We start from the raw sequence: 24,480 nt of genomic DNA, 5'->3' as shown, positions 1-24,480 counted from the left end.
TTTAATTTACACACTAGGTTACGCAAATATTCTGCAATTACCAGCTTTTAACGTTGATAGCTTCAACAAAACGACGAAAACAACATAACAAACCAAACCAAACCACAAAAACAGAGCCATGTTTCAGTTTTACGCTTTGACAATATTTGAAACTAGACTTCTCTACTACGAATAGAATTTTATGCTAGAAGTCAACGTTCTCAATCAATATTTAGTGGGTTCTAATCTATAACCAATTATTCGATCACAATCGTTGTTTATGCTTTTAAAGCACTAAGAATTTCCATACAATCGAGGGAAATGTTACGCCCTTTTTGGAGCCATAATGAGCGACGTAAAACACTGTAAATTATTAATTCTTGGTTCTGGTCCTGCAGGATACACAGCTGCCGTCTACGCAGCGCGTGCAAACTTAAACCCTGTGCTTGTGACGGGAATGCAACAAGGTGGTCAGCTAACCACCACAACTGAAGTTGAAAACTGGCCAGGCGATGCTGAGGGACTGACAGGACCAGCATTGATGGATCGCATGAAAGAACACGCCGAGCGTTTTGAAACTGAAATCGTATTTGATCACATCAATGAAGTAGATCTATCACAACGCCCATTTCGTTTAAAAGGCGACTCAGGTGAGTACACTTGTAATGCCTTAATCATATCTACCGGCGCATCAGCAAAATACCTTGGCCTTGAGTCTGAAGAAGCATTTAAAGGTCGCGGCGTTTCTGCTTGTGCAACCTGTGACGGTTTCTTCTACCGTAATCAGAAAGTTGCAGTTGTGGGCGGTGGTAACACGGCTGTTGAAGAAGCGCTATACCTATCTAACATTGCGTCAGAAGTTCACCTGATCCACCGCCGCGATTCATTCCGCGCAGAGAAGATCCTTGTGAAACGTCTGATGGATAAAGTTGAAAGCGGTAATATCGTTCTTCATACCGATCGCACTCTCGATGAAGTACTGGGTGACGATATGGGCGTAACGGGCGTCCGCATTAAAGACGTGAACAGCGGTGCGACAGAAGATATCGATGTAATGGGTGCATTCATCGCAATTGGCCACCAGCCAAACACACAAATCTTTGAAGGCCAAGTAGACATGAAAGATGGCTACATCATCGTTCAATCAGGTCTTGAAGGCAACGCAACACAAACTAGTATCGAAGGTGTATTTGCAGCTGGCGACGTAATGGACCACAACTACCGTCAAGCGATCACCTCTGCAGGTACAGGTTGTATGGCTGCATTAGATGCTGAACGTTTCTTAGACTCACTTGGTGACAAATAACTTTTCACATTTGTGTCATATCCTTAAAGCCCAGCGGTATTCCCGCTGGGTTTTCTTTTGTATACTACCGCCTCATTAAAACAATTATCATTAAGCCTTCACGATGGATAAGAAAAAGCAAAGCAGCTTGAATAAGTGGCTGAAGCAACAAAGTAAGTTAGCCAAGCGCTGGCTTATGATTGCGATAGGCCTAGGCGTACTTTCAAGCGTGTTTTTATTGGCTCAAGCAGCCCTGCTCGCCTCCATTCTGCACCAGTTAATCATTGACCAAGTCGACAAAGCCGACCTCATTTGGCATTTTGTTGGGCTCGGTGGCACGGTTATCGGTCGAGCTGCTTGTACCTGGGGTCGAGAGCTTGCCGGTTACCGTTGCGGGGAGCAAATTCGAGTTTATATTCGCCAACTCATTTTAGATAAAGTTCATAAACTTGGGCCAGCTTACATCAAAGGCAAACCTGCTGGCAGTTGGGCAACGCTCATCTTAGAGCAGGTAGAAGATATGCAAGATTTCTTCTCACGCTACTTGCCTCAAATGTCATTATCGGTACTAGTGCCTTTCATCATTTTGGTTGTCGTATTCCCAGTAAACTGGGCAGCAGGCTTGATCTTCCTGGTCACTGCACCACTAGTGCCTATTTTCATGGCACTGGTTGGGATGAAAGCCGCAGAAGCAAACCGTAAAAACTTTAAAGCGATGCAGCGTTTGTCGGGTCACTTTTATGACCGCTTGCAAGCAATGACGACCATTCGCTTATTCGATAGAACAAAATCTGAAACTGAAACTCTTAAGGGTGCTTCAGAAGTCTTTCGTACTCGTACCATGGACGTTCTGAAAATCGCGTTTCTGTCTTCTGCGGTGTTAGAGTTTTTCACTTCTATTTCTATCGCAATTACCGCTGTCTACTTTGGCTTTAGTTATATCGGGGAGCTGGACTTCGGCTACTACGGCACGGGTGTTACGCTCTTTGCTGGTTTGTTCATTCTGATTCTTGCGCCAGAGTTTTATCAGCCATTACGTGATTTGGGCACGTTCTATCATGCGAAACAGCAAGCGGTTGGCGCAGCAGAAAGCATTGTCGAATTTCTGGATTTGGAAGTCGATCAAATCAAAGATGGTACCCAAGCGTTAGATAAAAACAGCCCTATCCATATTGAAGCGGACCAGTTAACCATTTTTAGTCCGGAAGGTAAGCAGCTCGCAGGTCCCCTATCCTTCTCTCTTGAAGCCAACAAAAGTACGGCTTTAGTTGGACCAAGTGGCGCAGGTAAAACAAGCTTGGTAAACACCATCCTCGGTTTCATGCCTTATCAAGGTAGCTTGAAGATTAATGGTTGTGAATTGTCGCAACTGGATCTAGCCACATGGCGAGAGGCAGTAAGCTGGATTGGTCAAAACCCGATGCTATTACACGGTAGCATTCGAGATAACATCACACTAGGTAAGCACAATATTCAGGATGCAGACGTACATTGTGTGTTGAATGACTCTCACGCTGCTGAATTTGTTGAAATGCATGGGTTGGATTATCCGATATCTGATCGTTCTGGTGGTTTATCTGTCGGCCAAGCGCAGCGTTTAGCACTGGCTCGCGCCATGCTACAAAATGGTCGTTTTTGGTTATTAGATGAACCAACCGCAAGCTTAGATGCTCGCAGTGAAAAACTCGTTATGGAAGGCATTAACAAGTATGCGCATGCCACAACGAATTTGATGATTACTCACCAACTTGCGCCTTTACAAAACGTATCGCAAATTCTTGTTATGCAGGACGGCCAGATTGTTCAACGTGGTGATTACGCCACACTGTCGACAGAATATGGCTTATTTAAAGACATGTTGGAAGCGAACCTCGCACAACGTGAAACAGACAAGGGGAACTTAGATGCGTGATTTACTCCCTTATCTAAAACTCTATAAGAAACACTGGTTTGGTCTTTCGCTAGGTATGCTACTGGCATTTCTGACCTTAGCGGCGTCTATTGGCTTATTAACGCTATCAGGTTGGTTTATTTCAGCCGCAGCGGTGGCAGGCTTGACGGTTGCTCGTGAGACCTTCAACTACATGTTACCAGGTGCCGGGGTACGCGGCACTGCAATGGCTCGAACCGCAGGTCGATGGGGAGAACGTGTCGTTAGCCACAATGCAACGTTCAAGCTGCTTACCGATCTACGTATCTTCTTCTTTAAGAAACTTGCACCACTGATTCCGGGTCGTGTTTCTACGATGCGTGATGCCGATCTGCTCAACCGCCTAGTAGCGGACGTAGACGCGATGGATCACGTTTACCTTCGACTTATCAGCCCTGTCGTGATTGGTGTTTTTGGCATATTGAGTTTAACGGCTGTCCTGGCTTTCTTTGATTGGCATCTCGCCCTACTGCTTGGCTCGATTCTTACCGTCATGTTGTTTGTATGGCCAGTACTGTTCTATAAACTGGGTAAAAACAATGGCGAGAAGCTCACTCATCATAAAGCGCAATTGCGAGTAGCGACACTGGACTGGCTTCAAGGCTACAGTGAACTGAGTATCTTTGGAGCAGAAGAACGTTATCGTAATCTCATTCTAGAGAAGCAGAAGCAGTTGCTGTCTAACCAATTTGTGAACGCGAATTTAACGGGCATGGCTTCAGGCCTGCTTATGCTGGTGAACGGCCTTACACTGGTTGTGATGCTTTGGTTTTCTGCAGACGGCGTAGGTGGTCGTGCTCCTGATCCTTGGATTGCGCTGTTTGCGTTTGCAACCATGGCGAGCTTTGAGATTCTGATGCCTATCGCGGGCGCATTCCAGTATCTTGGTCAAACGTTGACCTCTGCTCGTCGTTTAAATGAAGTAATTTTGGCTGAACCTGACGTTGTCTTCCCTGAGCAGTCGAAACATAAAGACACAACGTTAGACATTGAATTCGACAACATAGATTTTACTTACCCTGACGGTCAGCAAAAGGTACTGAAAGACTTGTCACTCTCACTACCGTTGGGCACTAAAACTGCAATTGTAGGTCAAACAGGTTCAGGTAAATCAACACTGATTCAGCTTCTTTGCCGCTACTGGGATGTTAACCAAGGTGAAGTTCGAATCGGTGGTACAAAACTGCAAGATTGGAGCGAGTCGGACCTGCGAGCAGCAATGACTGTGGTCAGTCAACGCGTAGATGTACTAAACGGGACACTACGTGACAACTTACTCATGGCCGCGCCGGATGCAAGTGATGAGCAACTGTCTACTATTTTACAAAAAGTCGAGCTTGGCGGACTTCTTGAAGAGCCGGGTTTAGACGCTTGGTTAGGCGACGGCGGTCGTCAGTTATCTGGTGGTGAGAAACGTCGAATCGGTATTGCTCGAGCATTGCTACGTGATGCCCCAATCCTACTCTTAGATGAACCGACTGAAGGCCTCGATAAGCGTACGGAACAAAAAGTGATGGCGCTTTTCAATGAACACTTTGCTAATAAGACAGTAGTATTCATTACACACCGACTGATAGAGTTAGAAAGTATGGATAGCATCTGTTTGATGGAACAAGGTGAGATCATCGAACAAGGCGACCATCCAACGCTACTCGCTCAAAAAGGTCGTTACTACCAGCTATTACAATCTCTATAATTCGATTTTCAGTGACGAGAAGGGCTCATCAAACGATGAGCCCTTTTGTTATTCCTGTATTATTAGTTACCTAATTAAGCACGTATACAGTGCTGATTTACCGACCAGATTTTTTGAGATAAGCCGCCATTTCATCTTCCGGAACCATGCCCCCACCTGTTGCCCAAACAAGATGTGTTGCGTTTTTGAGTTTTTCTTCGTCAAATTTCATTCGAGACTGATAAGCATGGTTATTCGAGACGTGCACTGCCCCAATCATACCGGCTAATGCAGAAGGCTCTAGATTAATACCTTCCAGTTCACTTAACTCACCCAAGTGGTGATACATACGAGCGTCATCAATGGTGTAAAAACCATCAAGTAGCCTTTCCATCGCTCTTCCGACAAATCCCGAGGCACGACCTACTGCCAAACCATCAGCGGCGGTGATGTTATCGATACCCAAATCTTGTACCGAAATATCGTCATGCAAGCCTGTATGTACGCCCAACAGCATGCACGGTGAGTGCGTTGGCTCTGCGAAAATACAGTGGACATGCTCGCCAAATGCTACCTTCAAGCCAAATGCCACCCCACCAGGTCCACCGCCAACACCACAAGGAAGATAAACAAACAATGGATGATGCTCATCAACAACGATTCCCAAGTCATCAAACTGCTGCTTAAGACGCTCACCCGCAACAGAGTAACCTAGAAACAGCGTCCGTGAGTTTTCATCATCGATAAAGAAACAGTTGGGATCTTTTTCTGCCTCTTTACGACCTTGCTCGACAGCAATACCATAATCTTCTTGGTGCTCTACGACATTAACACCATGTGACCGGAGCTTATTTTTCTTCCATTCCCGCGCATCCGCAGACATGTGGACTGAAACTGAAAAACCCAGCTTCGCACTCATGATGCCGATGGACATACCAAGATTGCCGGTTGAGCCAACCGCAATACTGTACTGCTTAAAAAACTGCCGAAACTCATTGCTGAACAATTTGCTGTAATCATCGCTTTCACAGAGCAAGCCGGCATCAAACGCCAACTTTTCTGCATGAGTGAGCACTTCATAAATACCACCTCTCGCTTTGATCGAACCAGAAATTGGCAAATGACTGTCTTTTTTGAGCATTAAATGGCCCAATATTGGCGTGCCGTATTGCTGCTCCAAACGCACTTTCATATTGGGAATATCCACCACTGCGGACTCAATAACGCCACGCGACGTTTCCGTTTCGGGAAACGCTTTCATCAAATAAGGCGCAAATCGTGTTAGCCGTTCACTCGCCGCTTGAATATCTTTTTCATCTAACCCGACATGAGGTAAGCCTTCCTCCAAGGAAGTGATATGGGGGTTAAACCAACAAACCTCTTCAAGATCAATAAGTGCTGCCAAGAGTGGGAACTGCTTAGTCAGCGCTTCAATATTTGCCTTGGTCATTTTACCTTCCTGGAATGATGTGAGTTGAGATAAACAAAAGCGCCGCAATAGCGACGCTTTGGAGAATAACTATCAGTTTGAGCTTACGCGTAGTTTTTCTCAAACTCTTGCATGAAGTCTACTAACGCTTGAACACCTTCTAGCGGCATTGCGTTATAAATGGATGCTCGCATACCACCAACTGCTCGGTGACCTTTTAGCGCTTTCAGCCCTTTAGAGTCTGCTAGCTCAAGGAAGGTTGCATCCAGTTCAGGCTTAGCAAGTTGAAATGGCACGTTCATCAAAGAACGGTTTGCTGAGTGCACGCCATTACGGTAGAAATCAGACTGATCGATGTAATCATACAGTAGCGCGGCTTTAGCGCGGTTAACTTGCTCAATCGCTTTTACTCCGCCCTGTGCCTTCAGCCATTTGAAAACAAGACCAGACAGGTACCATGCAAAGGTTGGTGGCGTGTTGAACATTGATTCTTTTTCTGCCAAAACAGTGTAATCCAAGATACTTGGTAGAACCTGCTTCGCCATACCTAATAAATCATCGCGCACGATAGCAATAGCAATGCCGGAAGGACCAATATTTTTCTGAGCGCCCGCGTAAATCACACCGTATTTAGACACATCGATTTCACGAGAAAGAATTGTCGAAGACATGTCAGCAACAATCGGTTTGTCGGTGATAGGAAGATCGTTAATCTCAATACCATCAATGGTCTCATTTGGACAGAAGTGAACGTAAGCCGCTTCTGGAGCAATTTTCCATTCACTTGCAGGTAGAACCGCGACTTTCCCGTTGATTTCTGTTTTTGCATCAAACACGTCTGGTTCGCAGTATTTTTTCGCTTCAGCTACCGCGCTTTCAGCCCAATAACCACCATCGATGTAAGTTGCCGTATCGGCATCACCAAGTAAGTTTAGAGGAACAGCAGCAAACTGAGCACGAGCACCACCTTGGCAGAACAGCACTTTATAGTTGTCCGGAATATTCAGAAGGTCACGTAAATCCTGCTCGGCTTCTTCTGCAACTTTGATGAACTCTTTGCTTCGGTGGCTGATTTCCATGACCGAAGTGCCAAGACCTTGCCAATCGATTAGTTCCTGTTGTGCTTGCTGCATAACTGCTTTAGGCAGACCTGCTGGCCCTGCACTGAAGTTAAATACGTTGTCCGTATTTTGTTCCATGATGCTCATTGCTCCTGCTATGTAAATATTACGAAATTAATATCACGTTTTCGCAGTGATAAAAACAAGAAAAGAGGTCTTACGACCTCTTTTTAAAGACTAAGCGTTGAATTGGAACAAATTCGCAACAACACGAATTACTGTTGTTGCATCAAAGCAGGCATAAGTAGAGCCACCAATGGGAACTCATGCCCATTTTCGAACTTCAATTTGCCTTCACCAATTTCTGCTTTTAATTGATAACCGCCCTCTACTTTTTCGATCAACTCCATTATAAGGAGCTCATCAATCCCTTCTTGAATAAATGGGTAATGCGTTACTAATTCATCAGAGAAGTAAGTGCTAAGTTCACCAGTAGTGGCCGTCACCAACTTCATTGGATCTTGAGTAATATGCTCAGTACCTTCAGGGATGGATAGTTGCCACTCGTTGTGGAACTTGCCGTCACCGAACGCGAGTGAAAGCTCGTTCACGGATAAATCAAAACCTTTGCTAAACAGCGTGTCAACATGCGGCAATAAGCTCGCAATTTCCTGCTCGTCTAACATTGGAGAGCTTTGATAGATAGACATAATTTGGTCAAATGACTGACTATCCACATCTGCAATTGAGAAATCCAACTTAAAGTTATCGACATCCGTACCATCAGTTAAACGCAGTTTCTTAGCATCTAGGTTCAGCTGACTGTTCAGCTTATCACTAGACTCATTCATCGTAGTGTTACCACGGTAGCTCGCATTTTCAATCAAAAAGACAGGCGTCAAGTTCGCATCAACCACATCCAGCTTCTCTAGAGAGAAAGACTGCTCGCCTAACCAGTAGCCTTTTGCTTGCTTTCCTTTACCTTGCCCTGTCAATGCATTCAGATGAAGCTCTTCACCGTTTTCAAAATCCACTTGAACAGAAGGAACGGAAACTTGGTAATTGAGATCACCCAATACCGTCACATCACCTGTTACTTTTGCAGGGCTTGTAGAAACAGAAACACCTTGCACTTCGTTACGATAATGCCAACTGTCTAGGTCGAGGATAAATGCTGTATTGCCATTTAGTTGAGTCTGGCTATGCATCGTGAGAGGCAAAAAGTCATTGTCCACCAATTTTGAATCTGCTGTTAGGCTTGTTAGACCGTGGCTAACATCACTGGTTACGTCAAACGTCGTTGGCATACCATCACGCTCTAACTGCGTTTTAAGCTCAGGATCAACAACTGAATAACGAGTCAGCACGACTGAAGACAAATAGCCACGCTGATACTCGACCACTTCGCCTTTAATCATTTCATCATTCATATTGGTAATACCATCTTCAATGATGGACTGACCAATTTGTCCGACAGCCAATGGCCAACACAGTGCTAATGAGATAGCACCACCAATGGCGCCGATTTTTTTAAGATTTTGCATAACGTCACTTATTAGATATTTTCGGTCAGTCTACCCCAAACCACCTGCGGAGAAAACATTGAGACAAATCAGACTATTGATGCTTATTCTAGTCCATTAATCAGGAATCATACTTGGCTCCCACTCATCATGTCCTTTTATTGTTAAAGTTTGCGTGGCGAAGTTTTAACCGGAGCTAAAACATCTGTGAATCGTTATGCTGTGTTGTGTCTCGACAACAACCCAATCAGTGCTGAACAGTTTCGATTGGAGCTGTCTGCCTTCTCAAGTAAGTTTGATATTTTTTCTGTCGAATCGATAGAAGAGGCTCAAAGCGCTTTAGAGTATCTAGAAGAAAGAGAACAGACTGTTGCTTTAGTTATAGCGAGCCATCACGCTCATTTTAACGGCGTGGATTTTCTTATTGGTTTAGACCGGATGCCACATACCGAGCAAGCAAGAAAAATTCTTATTAGCTGCTCGTCTGATATAGAGGCAATTCTCACTGCCGTTAATGAGGGCAGGCTCGACCACTGCCTCACTAAACCTTTGCCAGATCACGTCTTATTTAACACAGTGCAAAAAGAGCTGACCCAATTTATCTTGCGAAATGGCAAAGAAGACCTGCTAAGTTACAGTCAGATATTGGATCATCACAGCTTGTTGCGAGCGCACATCAATAACCAGATGAGCCATTATCAAGCCGGATTCTTACACGACTACCACTCGATGTCTGATACCGAGTTAGCCGAGCAAGTGATCTCCGCTCTCCAGCAATTTTTCAAAGATAATGACGAAACAAGAGCGTGCCGTACATACTCACCTGAACACTTATTAACCGTGGAAGGCGAGCCAAATAGCTTTTTGTGGTTTATCACCGAAGGTGAAGTGGCTCTGTACAAGCGCGATGAACAAGGCATGCAGCGAGAGGTTGTACGCCATAACAAAGGGAATATTGTCGGAGGCATGTCGTTTGTTACTGGGGAATGTTCTTTCTCGACAGCTCTAACACTAACCAAAACAGAAGTTATCAAACTCGATCGCAACGTATTCAATAAAGTGATGCAAAGCGACTCAAACTTACTGCCTCTTTTTACAAACTTGCTCTTACGCCACTTCAACCGCCGATTGCAAAGAAGCATCAACACCAAACTGCAACTTCAAAAAACGCTCGAATCTTTAGAATCAGCCCACCAGCAGCTCATTGAAAGAGAAAAAATGGCGATGCTTGGTCAATTGGTTGCGGGAGTAGCCCACGAACTAAACAATCCAGTAGCCGCGATATTAAGGGGCGTAGAGAATTTAACGCATACACTAGAACGATTACTTAACGATGCGCCCAGTTCCGATATACAAACCAAAGGCATTGAATTACTGAACAAAGCGCAAACCTCAAAACCCGCTTCAACCGCCGAGCTCAGATCACGCGTAAAAGCGCTTAGCCATACTCTTCCAGACCGAGCGTTGGCAAAGAAAGTGGTGAGCCTTGGTTTAGAATCCGATCACGAGCTACTTACCCAACTAACGAGAAAGCAGCAAGCGTCTTATCATGCCCTCAATACACTAGAGCAATACCACAAAGCAGGTTCCACACTTCGCTCAATTAATGTCTGTGCAGCACGAATTGCTGATATGGTAAAAAGCCTGAAAGGATATGCTCGGTCAGATGATGAAACCCTGTACTATGCTGATATTCATGAAGGTATTGAAGACACCTTGGTGATTTTCGAGAACAAATTAAAAATGCACCAAGTTTCAACCGACTATGCAAACTTGCCTTCCATCCTTTGTCAACCGATCGCACTCCAACAGGTGTGGACGAATTTGGTCTCTAACGCCATTGACGCATTTCCAGAAAAAGGGGTGTTAAACATACAAACACGCCTTGTAGAAAAAGAGCACACACATTATGCCGTTATCTCATTTGAAGATAATGGATGTGGCATTCCTGAGTCGCAAAGAGACGCCATTTTCGAGCTAAACTTCACCACAAAAAAAGAAGGTAACTTTGGCTTAGGCATCGGGCTGTCCATCTGCCAGCAAATCGTAACAGCACACAGAGGGTGGATTGACGTCGAATCAGAGATCGGCCAGTTCACACGAATGACCGTCTGGTTACCAGTCATCGAAGAAGGAGATGAAACATGACCAAGTATCTAATTTTATGTGTCGATGACGAACGAGAAGTCTTGGATAGCGTGCTCCAAGATCTTGCTCCCTTCGAGGAGAACTTTGTCGTCGAAGGAGCGGAATCGGTGACTGAAGCTCGGCAAGTGATTGAGGAGATGGCGGAAGAAGAAGTTCAGCTTGCGCTCATTTTATGTGACCACATTATGCCGGAACAAACTGGGATCAGCTTCTTAATCGAACTCAGTCAAAATGGTGACACAAAAGCAGCGCGCAAAGTTTTACTCACAGGACAAGCTGGTTTGGAAGACACCGTAGAAGCCGTAAATAACGCGAGTCTCGATTATTACATTGCCAAACCTTGGAAAGGTGAAGCATTGAGAAAAGCAATCGTGTCTCAGCTTACCGCGTTTGTTATTGAGAATGATGATAACCTGCTATCCTGGACTCAAATCCTTGATTCTGAGGCAATCCTCAACGCCATGGCAGATAGAAGAGCAAGCTTTGGCGAGTAATAAGGTGTTTAATTCTAACTTGAACTCAACGATGGTCATTGAACCACCTTACCTCGCATAGTAGAACGAGGTTAGAAAAACATCGTTACTTGTCCGAGTGAAATTCTCGGACACTACGTATATGGCGTAGTTTTTGCTTAAACCAAGGAACTATTAAGTTAATTGACAAAACATCGACACATTTTTGTTGGTCGTGGACCTTCCTTTTTATTATGATGTCGGACAAATCAGATTACGGTTCAAGTGGTTGCTTGAATCCATGGAAATAATGAACAAGGTTTATCGTTAGTTATGCGTAAAACACTATTAGCCGCTGCCTTACTAGTGGCATCAAGCCATGCCCTAGCTGCAAACGATCGCAATGCGCCAGCAACTATGAGCAACTTTAGCTACGACTATTTCGAAGCACGTATTGGCGCAAGTCCTGTGACATTTGGTGCTGGATTCAGCAAATCAATTCACCCGAACGCGCATGTTATTGCTCGTATTGACTCTGAGTTTGAAAGTGATTTTGACTCAGCTGCAGGCTTTGGCTTCCATTCTCCGCTAAACAACTGGGCAGATCTTACTGGTGAAATGCTAATGCGCGTTGTGCAACCTTCGAATGAGAGCAGCACAGATGTTGGTATGGAGCTTAACTTAGGTGTTCGCCAATGGTTGGGCCCTCAATTAGAAGTAGGCGGCAAAGTCGGCTACGTTTCTATCGATAACGATGACGATTGGACTGGCTCTGCCTACGCTCGATTCCACTCAACAGAGCTTTTCTCTTTGGGTGCTGAAGCACGTATCAACGATTTTTACGGTGATCAGGTAATGTTCACTACGCGTTTTAAGTTTTAAGATTTGTGCTGTAAGAAAAGAGCAAATTAAAAAAACAAAAACCGAGGTCTCTGCCTCGGTTTTTTGTCTAATTTAATGACTAACTCAATGAAGTGGTAAAAAACTTCAACGTCCTTTTTCCGCTTTTCACACTTGCCTTTACGACCCGCTAACTCCATCGAAACGAGTCAATCATTGTGCGATCAGCTTCGCTTAGTCACACAGTGCCAATAACTGTTTTTTACGCGGCTCTTGGATCAGTTTCCAATGTACGCCATCAGTTGCACCAGCAAATTTCCACAGTAGCTTTACATCAACATCATTACCGTAAGCCGTTTTAACTTTGTTGAAGACTTTTACAGGTCCAAGTTCTAAAAAGGTTTCTACGTCATCAACACCGGCTTTCTTGACCATACGTTCAAGGGTTAGTTGCATGTTGGGTAAGTCTCTTAAGCGTCTACTGGCAGAGGACTTTTGATATTTCCGTTCCTTAATTGAGTATTCAATTGATTTCTGTACCAGTTCATCAAGCCCTACATATCCGGATTCGAATAAATCGGTTACATCATAATAATTTACGGTTGCCGTCGTCTGTTTTTTGACGTGCTTATACTTCTCACAGCTCAGTTGAGTAAACACTTCATCTAGCCCATTACCACCACGTAAGTAGCAGCAATCATTGCTGACAAGCGCAAACATAGCATCATCGGTGAATAAACCAATACCACCGAACATAGAACGTTTTTGGTACTCACTGAAGGTGCGTACATATTTAAAAAAAGCTTGGTCTGTCATGTCCATTGACCTCTTTAATCTGAATAAATTACCCCGATTAGCGATGTCACCAGATAAACAGCAGCTTATAGCGAATTATAAATGTCGATTTGTTGGCGATATTTTTGTGAGTTGTGCTCACCAACTTGCTTAATCATACTTAACGTTGAAAAATAAGTTAGGACATAGGTCACATATAAAAAAGTATAAATTCTGCATACGTGATTAGTTTCACACTTATTGTTCGTGTGGTGATATTTTTTTGACGCATAGCATGCCTAAAACGCGCCATCATTATGATCTCGCTGGCAATTACGGGCACATAATACGCATTTAATTGATAAAGAATACGCTGTAAGGGTACACTGTACGAAAGATCTCAAGTACAGCGTCACAATGGAACATTTATCATTTTTTTGGCTGCCAAATAATAAAGATAAGCTTATAAACGCACTGGAATCCGAGTTTGCTCAGCTGGTAGAACAGTCCATCTCCACGGGTAAGATTTCGTTACCTCCTATTCCTGATGTCGTGCTTAAAATTCAGCAGTTATGTGTCGAAGAACACACCACGATTGCCGATGTTGCTAACTGTTTATTGGAAGATCCCGGATTAGCAGCGGTCGTTTTACGAGTCGCTAACTCTGTGATTTTCAATCGCAGAAATATCACCTGCAACGACTTAACTACCGCGGTATCTCGTCTCGGAATACTTCGTGTACGTGATATTGTTACCGCACAAGCGATTGAGCAACTTAAACACTCAGTTAATCTCACTAAAGAATGCAATGCTATCTTGGTGAAGAGTGCCGCGATATCGCGTGAGCTCGGTGCCGTCATGGTGATGTTGGTTCAATCGTTTCGTAGCCACGAGCCAGGCACTTATGGCCATCTAGAGCAAGAAAAGGCGTTATTGGTCGGTCTATTAGCCGATATTGGGTTATTTTGCCTAATTAATGAGTACCACTTGTACTTAGATAGGGGCAATTACTTAGACCCAGATATTGCATTGCAGATCTTCCAAACACGTTGTTCTGCCACAAGTAAACTGGTACTTGAGCGTTGGGGGTTTGACAACGACTTCAGAGAAGTATCCTCAAACGAAAAATACGAATTAACGCGACCAGAAGTGAGTTATCTCGACATCGCTAGAATTGCGCATCATTTATTGATGTTCCGCAATCACGATGAACGCATTGACGAACATGAAGTTGAATTCAACTTAACTGGTGCAGAAGTCTTGTATGAACTTAGTAACATGAGTGATACTGACTTCAATGATCAAATCCGAGCTGTACTCAATGCTAGCGGTTTGTAATTTATCGCTTTCTGATAATACCTTATCCGTGATAAAACGATTCGCTCAAGGCTGAGCTGTGTGTGGTGAAATGTCTTTAATTTCAACCGATAGATAATTTGATTTATGCGTGTTGATGTTATCTCAAAAAGGAATCATTGAGCTTTATGTTTTCAGGGATGCTATTTATTTTCGCTCCGCTTGTGGTGGGGTATCTAATTCCTATATCTCGATCTTCGTTATTGGAGAAGATCAATCAGTCAACGTCCTACCTTATTTACGTCATTTTGTCGTTGATGGGTCTTAGTTTGGCGGCGCTCGATAATTTAAGCAGCAACTTACAAAGTATTCTCCTCTATGCGAGTACGTTTTTTTTGTGTCTAAGTGCCTGCAACCTGTTGGCTCTGCCTATTATTGATAAAATTATTCCACTCCAGACCAATCAGAATCAAAAGAAGCTACCGTTATCTTCGATGGCTTTAGAGTCAGTTAAGCTTATCGTGGTCGTTGGCGGAGGGTTAGTGGTTGGCCTGCTGTTACCCATTGATTTGAGTTGGGTAGATACAGCAAGCGAATGGATACTCTTTCTACTTCTATTTTTTATTGGTATTCAGCTGCGCAATAGTGGGCTTACTCTGCGTCAAATCCTATTAAATAAACAAGGAATGGCCATTGCAGCCGTGGTCATCGCAACGTGTATGCTTGGTGGCGTTCTTGCAGCGGTGCTTTTGGATCTTCCTCTTTATCAAGCACTCGCAATGGCTTCAGGTTTTGGCTGGTATTCACTCGCAGGTATTTTAATGGGTGACGCTTTTGGTCCGGTATTTGGTGGCGCGTCGTTCTTGATTGAATTAATGAGAGAGCTAGTCGCACTGGTTGCCATTCCTCTCTTTATTCGTAGCTATCCGTGCACCGCAATTGGTTACGCCGGTGCAACAGCAATGGACTTCACCCTACCCGTTATTCAAACCACCGGTGGTGTGCGTTGTGTTCCTGTTGCTATCGTAAGCGGCTTTATTTTGAGTTTATTGGTACCAGTTATGATGCTTTTCTTTGTATCACTTGCTAGCTAGATCTCAGGTTTTCGCTTTAACATCCATTACAATACGGCAAAAATTTAAATACCCAGTTAACGTCAAAGTGGTCAATATTTTTTGGCAAGACCCCTCTTTCTTTTCGTCATTCAGCCCAACGATTTGTCACGACCAAATAGAAAGAAGGGAGAAACATCAACTGATGTGCATTGCGTTAATAAAGGGATAACAACCAGAAGGAAGAAGAATGAAACGCTTTGTCGTTGCAGCGCTCCTCGCTACAAGCTCAACTTTTACGCTTGCCGCAGATCAACAATGTCTTGCTAGCAAATACGATGGCTACGTCGATGCCTCACTACAGTGGTATCAAGATCTTGTTGATTTGACGGTTACCCAATATCCAGATCTGAAAGAAGTTAGTCAATGGTTCTTGGATGGACGTAAACATCACTTTGAATTAAACCGCGAAGCGGTTCACTACTTTCTAGAGAACGACCCTAGCCGCGTTGCGACGGAACAGCCAATCGAAGCATGGTTAAAACTAGAGCAACATGACGTTAAGCAGTTAGCGACCCGAAGCGATAAGTTAGGTGAAGTTGCAAAACAGACATTTAGCGACCGTCAATCAACTAACCACCCAAAAAACTACGAGCTTCGTTCAGCATTCGCTGATCTGCTTAGTCATCCCCAACAAATTGATACCGCACTTAATAAGTACAATCAGTCAATAGAAAAGATTGAAAAGCAGAAATGTGACTAAGATTGCTCGCATTAGTCGTTGATTAGCATTCGATAACATCAGAGTGTTTTAACGTTCTCAATCTAGAATTTTTTAATGTGAATATCGTAACCTTCACCTAAAATTTTCATTTCTACAACTTGGGTTTCAACAATTAAAACGGGACTTTGCGCCCGTTTTAGTTTAGATTGTGCCGCTCGCATTACCAAAATAACTACAAAGATTCTTTGCTATGGTTAAGGAACAAAAAACCGCTGATGTTAGCTTTGAGAGCTTGCTAAAGATCTTCACTGTCCCAGAAGGTCCGGACTCAACGTTAACTAAAATTGACGAGAGCCTCTCGCGAAATCTAAATCAATTTCTTCGTGAACACATCGTGGCAGAAGAAAAGCCTTTACGCGAAATCGAAAAAGACTTTTCTTCTGCTCAGATTCCTGAGCAGCCAGAGTTCGTGTCAGATCATACAGAGCACTTACTCGACACTTTGGTGTCGCACTCAGTTCACACATCTTCACCAAGCTTCATTGGTCATATGACATCGGCACTGCCTTATTTCTTGATGCCACTGTCAAAGATCATGATCGCCTTAAACCAAAACCTGGTAAAAATAGAGACTTCCAAAGCCTTTACGCCACTTGAGCGTCAAGTTTTGGGTATGCTGCATCGCTTGATATATGGTCAGAATGATACGTTTTACAATCAGTGGATGCACAGTGCAAATCACTCATTAGGCGCATTTTGTTCCGGCGGCACCATTGCCAATATCACTGCGCTTTGGGTAGCACGTAACAAAGCGTTAAGAGCCAATGGCTCATTTAAAGGCGTGGAAAAGGAAGGCCTTTTTAAAGCCATGAAGCACTATGGCTATGATGGCTTAGCGGTGCTAGTGTCTGAGCGTGGTCACTACTCCCTTAAGAAAGCAGCCGATGTATTAGGGCTAGGCCAAGAGGGCTTGGTTGCGGTTAAAACCGATGCCAACAACCGTATTATTATCGACGATCTTAAAGCGAAAATTGTTGAGCTCGAAAAACAAAACATCAAGCCTATTGCTGTTATTGGTGTGGCTGGCACAACAGAGACAGGTAATGTTGATCCATTGCCTGAAATCGCTGAAGTCTGCCAATCTCACGGCTGTCACTTCCATGTGGATGCCGCATGGGGTGGCGCAACACTTATGTCTAACCATCACCGTCATCTTCTTAAAGGTGTGGAAATGGCAGACTCAGTAACTATTGATGCACACAAGCAGCTCTATATCCCGATGGGCGCTGGTATGGTTCTGTTCAAAGACCCTGACGCAATGAAATCCATAGAGCATCACGCTCAATATATATTGCGCAAAGGTTCAAAAGACCTAGGCAGCCATACACTAGAAGGCTCACGTTCGGGCATGGCGATGTTGGTCTACGCCGCAATGCACATCATAAGTCGCCCAGGTTATGAGCTTCTGATTGACCAAAGCATTGAAAAAGCTCGCTACTTTGCGGATTTAATCAAACAGCAAGATGATTTCGAGTTAGTTTCTGAGCCAGAGCTTTGTCTACTCACATACCGTTATTTGCCGCCAGTCATCCGTGAAGCATTAGCACAAGCAGAAGGCTCACAAAAAGAACAACTGAATGAGCTGATCAATGAGTTAACACAGTTTATTCAAAAGCGTCAGCGCGAAACGGGCAAATCGTTCGTTTCACGTACAAGACTGAACCCAGACCAATGGCAACGCATGAATACGATAGTGTTTCGAGTGGTTTTGGCAAATCCACTGACCACAAAAGAAATTTTGAGCTCAGTGCTTGATGAACAACGCGAAATCGCCAAGCAAGCACCAAATTTGATGAAAAGAATTCAACAGCTGGTTGTTGATATTCAATCGTCTTAACAGCAAGATCGAGTTACATCAATTTGAAATTTTTTTTCGTTTTGATGTAACTCAAACATCATTATCGTGCGACTAGCGCAACAAAACTTCGTTTACACATCCAATTCTGTAGTTTTTACAACATTTTGTTTGAGGCCTGTCAAATTCTCACTAAATAGTACCCGTTATTGGTTTAGACTGATTGAAGATCAGGTTTATACTGATTCTATGGCGCTGGTTGTTTTCGTTAACGCCCCACTCTACTCCGGAATCTTCGTGTTTCCTTTCGTTAGCAGAGCCAGCGAGTTGTTCTCTATACCCTCGTGAACACTATGAATACATTAGAAAAAATTCAAAAAAACCTGGAGAATTTCAGTAAGTCAGAGCGCAAAGTTGCGGAAGTAATTATGGCGTCTCCACAAACTGCAATTCATTCAAGCATTGCAACGCTGGCTAAAATGGCCGACGTTAGTGAGCCCACTGTAAACCGCTTCTGTCGTCGTCTGGACACCAAGGGCTTTCCAGATTTTAAGCTTCACTTGGCACAGAGCCTAGCCAACGGCACCCCTTACGTTAACCGTAATGTGGAAGAAGACGATGGCCCAGACGCGTACACCCATAAGATTTTCGAATCGACGATGGCGTGTTTAGATGTCGCGAAAAATAGCCTAGATCCAATGCAAGTGAACCGTGCGGTCGATTTGCTAACGCAAGCGAAGCGCATTTCATTCTTTGGCCTTGGTGCATCATCTTCTGTTGCCCGAGACGCACAAAACAAGTTTATTCGCTTTAATATTCCAATTACTTGTTTTGAAGATATTGTTATGCAGCGCATGAGTTGTATCAACTGCAGTGATAATGATGTTGTGGTTCTTATTTCTCATACCGGTCGAACAAAGAGTCAGGTAGAAATAGCGAACCTTGCTCGTGAAAATGGCGCAACGGTTATTGCGATTACAGCGAAGGATTCTCCTCTAGAAAAGGCAAGCTCGCTGGCCATCACGCTCGATATTCCAGAAGATACCGACGTTTACATGCCAATGGCAAGCCGAGTTGTACAAATGACAGTGATTGATGTGCTAGCAACTGGCTTCACTCTTCGCCGTGGTACAGGTTTCCGTGAGAACCTAAAACGCGTAAAAGATGCGTTGAAAGACAGTCGCTATGACAAACTAAGCCAGTACTAAGCACTAAAGCTTAGTCAATACTTTATCTAGGGGAGCTCAAGGCTCCCCTTTTGTTTTAATGCTGCTAAGGGAGCAATCACCCTAAGTCGTTGACACTCGATAAGTCCGTTCTTGATTCCAGTACTTCAACAGAACTGACATGTTGTGCACTCTCAGCTGCGCACTCTCCGCTACAATCACAGACTTGCTGCAATATGTGTATCAAACGTTCCTGATTCAGGGGTAAAGGATTCCCTTTGATTGCCATTGATTTAAGCGCATCATTCGCCACTTGCTCAAAAGAGGTTTGGCATACTCCAAATTGAGCCAGTAGCGGTAACGCTAACTTATCTAGCACCATATTTACCCAAAGAATTCCATCGTGTTCGTTAGCATTTACTCGCTCAGTGACTAATTGGGCCAGCTTGCGATAACGACTTATCACATCATTCCTACCCGCGAGTTTAGCGGCGTTAATGTTCTCCTGCATCACGTGCGGAGCTAGGCGAGCCGTAATAACGCTATGGGGGGCGTCTAACTTGCCTCCTAACGCCGATGCTAACCCATGAGCGGCACCTAATTTGGCATTAGTAATCGCCATACCACCAAGCAATGCAGCGAACGATAAATCAGAGCGCGCCTTATGATTATCTTGCTTACAAGCGGCAATCACTGAACGGCTTAAACGGCGTAGCCCCTCTTCGCAGACCATATCAGTAAGAGGGTTTGGCTCACCACACACATATGCTTCCATTAAATGAGTGAACGCATCCATTGCGCCACGTCCAGATGTGTATTGGTCGGTCCCGTAAGTAAGTGTCGGGTCTACAATGGCAACGTCTGCGAGCATATCAGGGCTTCGAAGACTCACTTTCACTTTATCTTGTCCAGATTTCAGCACAGCATTTCTGGTCACTTCTGAACCGGTGCTTGCTGTCGTAGGAATTGCAATAAAATGAAGAGGCTTTGCTTTTAAAGGGACGCTTCTTCCTACCACTTCTACGTAATCGTAAACATTGCCTTGATTGGGAATAATGGCAGCTAAGGCTTTGCCCATATCGATGACGCTGCCACCACCTATCGCAACCACCATATCAGGTTGGAATTTTCTACCGAGCACTGCGGTCTCTTCTACCATCGTGATGTATGGTTCACCAACGATAGCTACGTGCTGGTAACGCATATTTTGAGCTTTAAGATATTGGACAATGGGGGCAGCTCGTTGGGTGTCCTGCCCAGTAACCAGCAAAACACTGTAGCCAAATTGGTTAATAACGGATAATGAAGATTGAAGTGCACCTTCACCAAATATAATCCTTGTTGCAGTCATAAACTGAAACATACACACCCTCCCAAAAGAATATACCCAAATAACCTCTCGCCCTCTGATTTAACACTTATGTTAGAGTTGAAGTTATTTGCGTATAGCCAAAATAGATTGCTATTTTTTTAAACAAAAAAAATTGACCAATTCCACCTTGCCATCATTAACCCTTTAGAATGTATGTTTTTTATGCGTCACTTCACATACTTCAGAGCCGTAAAATAAGAACACGCGTTTAGTTTTTATTCGATAGATTTCACCTATAGAACCAAGAGGTAATTGCCGCTTTATTTCCGTATCTGGATCGGGCATAGTTACTCCAACAAAAGAAAGCGCACTCAGCCGCTATGTTTTGTACGCTTTCAAAAAAGAATAGATTTAGGAGAAATAAGATTATGTTCGTTGTTATCTTTGGTCGCCCTGCATGTCCTTTCTGTGTTCGTGCAAAAGAGCACGCAGAAACGCTAAAAGCAAAACGTGATGACTTCAACTACCGTTACGTTGATATTCACGCTGAAGGTATTTCTAAAGCAGATCTTGAGAAAACAGTTGGTAAACCAGTTGAAACCGTTCCTCAGATCTTTATCGACCAAGAGCACATCGGTGGCTGCGACGAGTTCGAAGCATACGCGAAAGAGCACCTAGGTCTATTTGACGAGTAATAAAGACTGTTTTCAAAAAAGCCGCTTCATGCGGCTTTTTTATTATTTTTCAGCTGGTTATTACGTTAAGTCAACTAATGGTAAAACCTAAAAAAATTCACTTATCTTTTTGCTATATTTAGTTACAATTCACAGTTCTTAATCTTTTTTGGCACACACTCTACCGAGCCACACAGTGAACATAGACGTCGTATACCTTCTCGAGCAAAACCCTATCCTTCTAATCTTCGTCGTATTAGCCATTGGCCTTGCCATCGGAAAAATTCGATTTGGCAAATTACAATTAGGCAACTCTATTGGCGTTCTTATTACCTCTTTGGTAATGGGCCACCTTGGTTTCTCATTTAATGCAGAAGCTTTAACCATTGGCTTTATGCTGTTTATCTACTGCGTTGGCATTGAAGCTGGACCAAACTTTTTTGGTATATTCTTCAGAGATGGTAAGCATTATTTTATTTTAAGCATGACTGTTCTCGTGTCTGCGGTCAGCTTAACGTATGGCTTGAGTCACTATTTCGGCCTCGATTTTGGCTTATCCGCCGGTATGATGGCAGGCGCATTGACCGCAACGCCAGTACTGGTTGGTGCACAAGATGCTCTTAACTCTGGCCTTGCGACTATACCGCGGAATATGGAATTTTCTCTGGTATTAGAAAATCTATCCGTAGGCTACGCGATGGCTTATCTGGTCGGCTTAATTAGCATGATCATGTTTGCTAAATTGTTGCCAAAACTGCAAAAACAAAACCTTTCTGATTCCGCGCAGCAAATCGCACAAGAGCGTGGCCTTGGAAATTCAAGCCAGAGAAAAGTGTATTTACCCATTATTCGAGCTTACCGAGTGGGCCCAGAGCTAATTGACTGGACTGATGGTAAAAACTTACGAGAACTGGGTATTTATCGTCAAACTGGCTGTTACATTGAACGAATCCGCCGAAATGGTATTCTCGCCCACCCAGATGGTGATGCTATCTTGCAAGAGGGAGATGAAATTGCACTGGTTGGCTTCCCTGACAGCCATGCTCGCTTAGACCCTAGCTTCCGTAATGGTAAAGAAGTATTCGACCGTAACTTGCTTGATTTACGCATCGTTGAAGAAGAAATCGTCGTAAAAAGTGACGCAATCGCTGGTAAGCGTTTATCGGATTTGAATTTGTCTGAGTTTGGCTGTTTCTTAAACCGCGTAGTTCGCGCTCAGATTGAAATGCCTATGGACTTAGACATTGTGCTCGCTAAAGGGGACGTCCTTCAAGTGAGCGGCGAGAAAAGCCGAGTACATGGACTGGCGGAAAAAATCGGTTTCATCTCGATCCACAGTCAAATGGCCGATTTGCTCGCTTTTTGTAGCTTCTTTATTTTGGGTATTCTGTTTGGCCTCATCACAATGACGTTCGGTCAGGTGTCTTTCAGTTTGGGTAATGCGGTGGGTCTTCTGTTGTCCGGTATTACGCTTGGTTTCTTACGAGCAAATCACCCTACTTTCGGTTATGTCCCACAAGGGGCGCTGAATATGGTCAAAGATCTAGGGTTAATGTTCTTTATGGTCGGAATTGGTCTAAGTGCAGGTGGAAAGATGTTCGAGCACCTAACGCAAGTAGGACCAAAAGTCATTGGTTTGGCATTTATTGTCAGTGTTGTGCCTGTAGTTCTGGCTTACTTAGTTGGCGCACACGTACTCAAGATGAACCGTGCCCTGCTCTTCGGTGCCATTATTGGCGCCCGTACTTGCGCTCCGGCTATGGATGTCGTTAACGACTACGCTAAGTCCACCATCCCAGCCCTTGGTTATGCGGGTACCTATGCGATTGCGAATATTTTAATGACGCTAGCTGGTACGATTCTGATAATACTAAGTTAATACTCACTTTGACTATGAAATACAAAAAGGCGCTCAATGAGCGCCTTTTGTTTATTGGTTATCTAGTCTGTGATTCGATTAGATTTGAATGAAGTCTGCTTCAACTGCTGGATTCACATCCGCTTCGTAATCTACGCCTTCAACGCCGAAACCAAATAGTTTCAAGAACTCTTCTTTGTACTCAACGTAGTCAGTCAGCTCTTTTAGGTTCTCAGTCGTAATTTGAGGCCATAGCTCACGACAGTGCTGCTGAATGTCGTCACGAAGTTCCCAGTCATCCAGACGTAGGCGGTTCATCTCATCAACTTCTGCCGCGCTACCGTCTTCTTTGTATAGACGTTGGCTGAACATACGGTAGATTTGTTCCATACAACCTTCGTGTACACCTTCTTCGCGCATTTTCTTGAATACCATTGCGATGTACAGTGGCATAACAGGAATTGCAGAACTCGCCTGAGTTACAACAGATTTAAGTACCGCAACATTGGCACTACCACCTGTTGCTGCTAACTTGTCGTTTAGCGCTTTCGCTGCACGGTCTAGGTCCATTTTTGCTTTACCTAGTGCACCATCCCAATAAATTGGCCAAGTTAGCTCAGTACCAATGTAGCTATACGCGACGGTCTTACAACCTTCAGCAAGAACACCAGCATCAGACAACGCATTGATCCAAAGTTCCCAATCTTCACCGCCCATTACAGTGACAGTGTCTTTGATTTCTTCTTCTGTTGCAGGCTCAACGCTAGCTTCGATGATCACATCTTTGTTGGTATCAACAGCCGTTGATGTGTAAGTTTCACCGATAGGTTTAAGAGATGAACGAACTAATTCACCAGTTTCTGGCATTTTACGTACTGGAGATGCCAGTGAGTAAACCACCATATCGATTTGACCTAAGTCTTCTTTGATGAGCTCGATAGTTTTCTGTTTCGCTTCATTTGAGAAAGCGTCGCCGTTTAAGCTTTTTGCGTACAGACCTTCTTCACGCGCTAGCTTTTCAAAAGCAGCGGCATTGTAAAAACCTGCTGTACCTGGTTTCTTCTCAGTACCTTCTTTTTCGAAGAAAACACCGATAGTTGATGCACCGCCACCAAATGCCGCAGCGATACGAGAAGATAGACCGTAGCCACTTGATGCACCAACAACAAGAACACGCTTAGGTGCGTTTTTGATTGGACCTTGCGCTTTGGTGTACGCAATTTGTTCTTTTACGTTAGCTTCACAACCAACAGGGTGCGTTGTAGTACAGATAAATCCACGAATTCTAGGTTTGATGATCATATTCAACTTCCTTTAAAAAACCTTGTTAGGATAAAAGTTTCGTTGGGATTTCGCATCTAATTTCTGTAAAAATGCTCTTAAAAGGCAAGTGGTTGGAGCACTATCCCACCATCCACTCCCCAAGAATACAAAAAAGCACCTCATT

The 24,480-nt window shown here is 43.9% G+C and carries 19 protein-coding genes; 13 read left to right on the top strand and 6 right to left on the bottom strand.

Annotation, left to right across the window (positions count from 1 at the left end; all coding sequences use genetic code 11):
• Window positions 1–325 precede the first annotated feature (325 nt).
• From trxB to cydC, 3 genes are all read left to right on the top strand, one after another.
• Window positions 326–1,285 carry a thioredoxin-disulfide reductase gene (trxB, locus tag R7D93_RS08370; RefSeq protein ID WP_225495575.1) on the top strand — a complete coding sequence of 320 codons (960 nt, stop codon included), beginning with the start codon at window positions 326–328 and terminating at the stop codon, window positions 1,283–1,285.
• Between the two features lie 103 nt (window positions 1,286–1,388).
• The gene (cydD, locus tag R7D93_RS08365; protein ID WP_213868396.1) at window positions 1,389–3,176 is read left to right on the top strand and encodes a heme ABC transporter permease/ATP-binding protein CydD; all 1,788 of its coding nucleotides are present in this window, start codon (window positions 1,389–1,391) and stop codon (window positions 3,174–3,176) included.
• Window positions 3,169–4,890, top strand: a complete 1,722-nt coding sequence (gene cydC / locus R7D93_RS08360; RefSeq protein ID WP_225495573.1) for a heme ABC transporter ATP-binding protein/permease CydC — start codon at window positions 3,169–3,171, stop codon at window positions 4,888–4,890. Before cydD ends, cydC begins: the two co-directional genes overlap by 8 nt.
• A 97-nt stretch (window positions 4,891–4,987) precedes the next feature.
• Here cydC and R7D93_RS08355 read toward each other — a convergent pair whose 3' ends face one another.
• The 3 genes from R7D93_RS08355 to R7D93_RS08345 all read right to left on the bottom strand — a co-directional run bounded on the left by R7D93_RS08355 (window position 4,988) and on the right by R7D93_RS08345 (window position 8,903).
• Window positions 4,988–6,319 carry a D-serine ammonia-lyase gene (locus R7D93_RS08355; protein WP_206957341.1) on the bottom strand — a complete coding sequence of 444 codons (1,332 nt, stop codon included), beginning with the start codon at window positions 6,317–6,319 and terminating at the stop codon, window positions 4,988–4,990.
• 83 nt (window positions 6,320–6,402) lie between these two features.
• Entirely contained in the window at window positions 6,403–7,497 is a 1,095-nt protein-coding gene (gene serC / locus R7D93_RS08350) for a 3-phosphoserine/phosphohydroxythreonine transaminase (RefSeq protein WP_005378000.1), read from the bottom strand.
• Window positions 7,498–7,634: 137 nt separating this feature from the next.
• Window positions 7,635–8,903 (bottom strand): DUF945 family protein, encoded by a 1,269-nt coding sequence (locus R7D93_RS08345; protein WP_225495570.1) that lies wholly within the window; start codon window positions 8,901–8,903, stop codon window positions 7,635–7,637.
• A 186-nt stretch (window positions 8,904–9,089) separates the two neighbouring features.
• Here R7D93_RS08345 and R7D93_RS08340 point away from each other — a divergent pair, with 186 nt between their 5' ends.
• The 3 genes from R7D93_RS08340 to R7D93_RS08330 all read left to right on the top strand — a co-directional run bounded on the left by R7D93_RS08340 (window position 9,090) and on the right by R7D93_RS08330 (window position 12,364).
• A complete protein-coding gene (locus R7D93_RS08340; RefSeq protein ID WP_225495568.1) occupies window positions 9,090–11,030 on the top strand; it encodes an ATP-binding protein in 1,941 nt (646 codons plus the stop codon).
• A complete protein-coding gene (locus tag R7D93_RS08335; protein WP_017820839.1) occupies window positions 11,027–11,524 on the top strand; it encodes a response regulator in 498 nt (165 codons plus the stop codon). Before R7D93_RS08340 ends, R7D93_RS08335 begins: the two co-directional genes overlap by 4 nt.
• Window positions 11,525–11,815: 291 nt before the next feature.
• Window positions 11,816–12,364: a hypothetical protein gene (locus tag R7D93_RS08330; RefSeq protein ID WP_005378006.1), complete on the top strand. Its 549-nt coding sequence runs from the start codon at window positions 11,816–11,818 to the stop codon at window positions 12,362–12,364.
• Window positions 12,365–12,556: 192 nt separating this feature from the next.
• On the opposite strand, the gene R7D93_RS08325 is transcribed toward R7D93_RS08330, so the two are convergent.
• Window positions 12,557–13,144, bottom strand: a complete 588-nt coding sequence (locus R7D93_RS08325; RefSeq protein WP_005378007.1) for a TfoX/Sxy family DNA transformation protein — start codon at window positions 13,142–13,144, stop codon at window positions 12,557–12,559.
• Between the two features lie 369 nt (window positions 13,145–13,513).
• On the opposite strand from R7D93_RS08325, the gene R7D93_RS08320 reads away from it, so the two are divergent.
• The 5 genes from R7D93_RS08320 (at window position 13,514) to R7D93_RS08300 (ending at window position 19,231) form a co-directional block, all read left to right on the top strand.
• Window positions 13,514–14,434 (top strand): HDOD domain-containing protein, encoded by a 921-nt coding sequence (locus R7D93_RS08320; protein ID WP_025766846.1) that lies wholly within the window; start codon window positions 13,514–13,516, stop codon window positions 14,432–14,434.
• Window positions 14,435–14,580: 146 nt separating this feature from the next.
• Window positions 14,581–15,486: a lysine exporter LysO family protein gene (locus R7D93_RS08315; RefSeq protein ID WP_005378011.1), complete on the top strand. Its 906-nt coding sequence runs from the start codon at window positions 14,581–14,583 to the stop codon at window positions 15,484–15,486.
• A gap of 208 nt (window positions 15,487–15,694) precedes the next feature.
• Entirely contained in the window at window positions 15,695–16,207 is a 513-nt protein-coding gene (locus R7D93_RS08310; RefSeq protein ID WP_017634875.1) for a hypothetical protein, read from the top strand.
• 211 nt (window positions 16,208–16,418) lie between these two features.
• Entirely contained in the window at window positions 16,419–18,065 is a 1,647-nt protein-coding gene (gene panP / locus R7D93_RS08305; RefSeq protein WP_225495566.1) for a pyridoxal-dependent aspartate 1-decarboxylase PanP, read from the top strand.
• 311 nt (window positions 18,066–18,376) lie between these two features.
• A complete protein-coding gene (locus R7D93_RS08300) occupies window positions 18,377–19,231 on the top strand; it encodes a MurR/RpiR family transcriptional regulator (protein WP_005378021.1) in 855 nt (284 codons plus the stop codon).
• Between the two features lie 76 nt (window positions 19,232–19,307).
• On the opposite strand, the gene R7D93_RS08295 is transcribed toward R7D93_RS08300, so the two are convergent.
• The gene (locus R7D93_RS08295; RefSeq protein ID WP_225495564.1) at window positions 19,308–20,552 is read right to left on the bottom strand and encodes an iron-containing alcohol dehydrogenase; all 1,245 of its coding nucleotides are present in this window, start codon (window positions 20,550–20,552) and stop codon (window positions 19,308–19,310) included.
• Between the two features lie 377 nt (window positions 20,553–20,929).
• Here R7D93_RS08295 and R7D93_RS08290 point away from each other — a divergent pair, with 377 nt between their 5' ends.
• Window positions 20,930–21,196: a GrxA family glutaredoxin gene (locus R7D93_RS08290; protein WP_005378026.1), complete on the top strand. Its 267-nt coding sequence runs from the start codon at window positions 20,930–20,932 to the stop codon at window positions 21,194–21,196.
• 175 nt (window positions 21,197–21,371) lie between these two features.
• Window positions 21,372–23,054: an aspartate:alanine antiporter gene (locus R7D93_RS08285; protein WP_005378028.1), complete on the top strand. Its 1,683-nt coding sequence runs from the start codon at window positions 21,372–21,374 to the stop codon at window positions 23,052–23,054.
• Between the two features lie 78 nt (window positions 23,055–23,132).
• Here R7D93_RS08285 and fabV read toward each other — a convergent pair whose 3' ends face one another.
• Window positions 23,133–24,335 carry an enoyl-ACP reductase FabV gene (gene fabV, locus R7D93_RS08280; RefSeq protein ID WP_005388648.1) on the bottom strand — a complete coding sequence of 401 codons (1,203 nt, stop codon included), beginning with the start codon at window positions 24,333–24,335 and terminating at the stop codon, window positions 23,133–23,135.
• Window positions 24,336–24,480 lie beyond the last annotated feature (145 nt).

The sequence above is a fragment of the Vibrio sp. YT-15 genome, assembly GCF_033337445.1.
Taxonomy (GTDB): Bacteria; Pseudomonadota; Gammaproteobacteria; order Enterobacterales; family Vibrionaceae; genus Vibrio; species Vibrio alginolyticus.
This window is presented reverse-complemented; position numbering and strand designations above follow the sequence as displayed.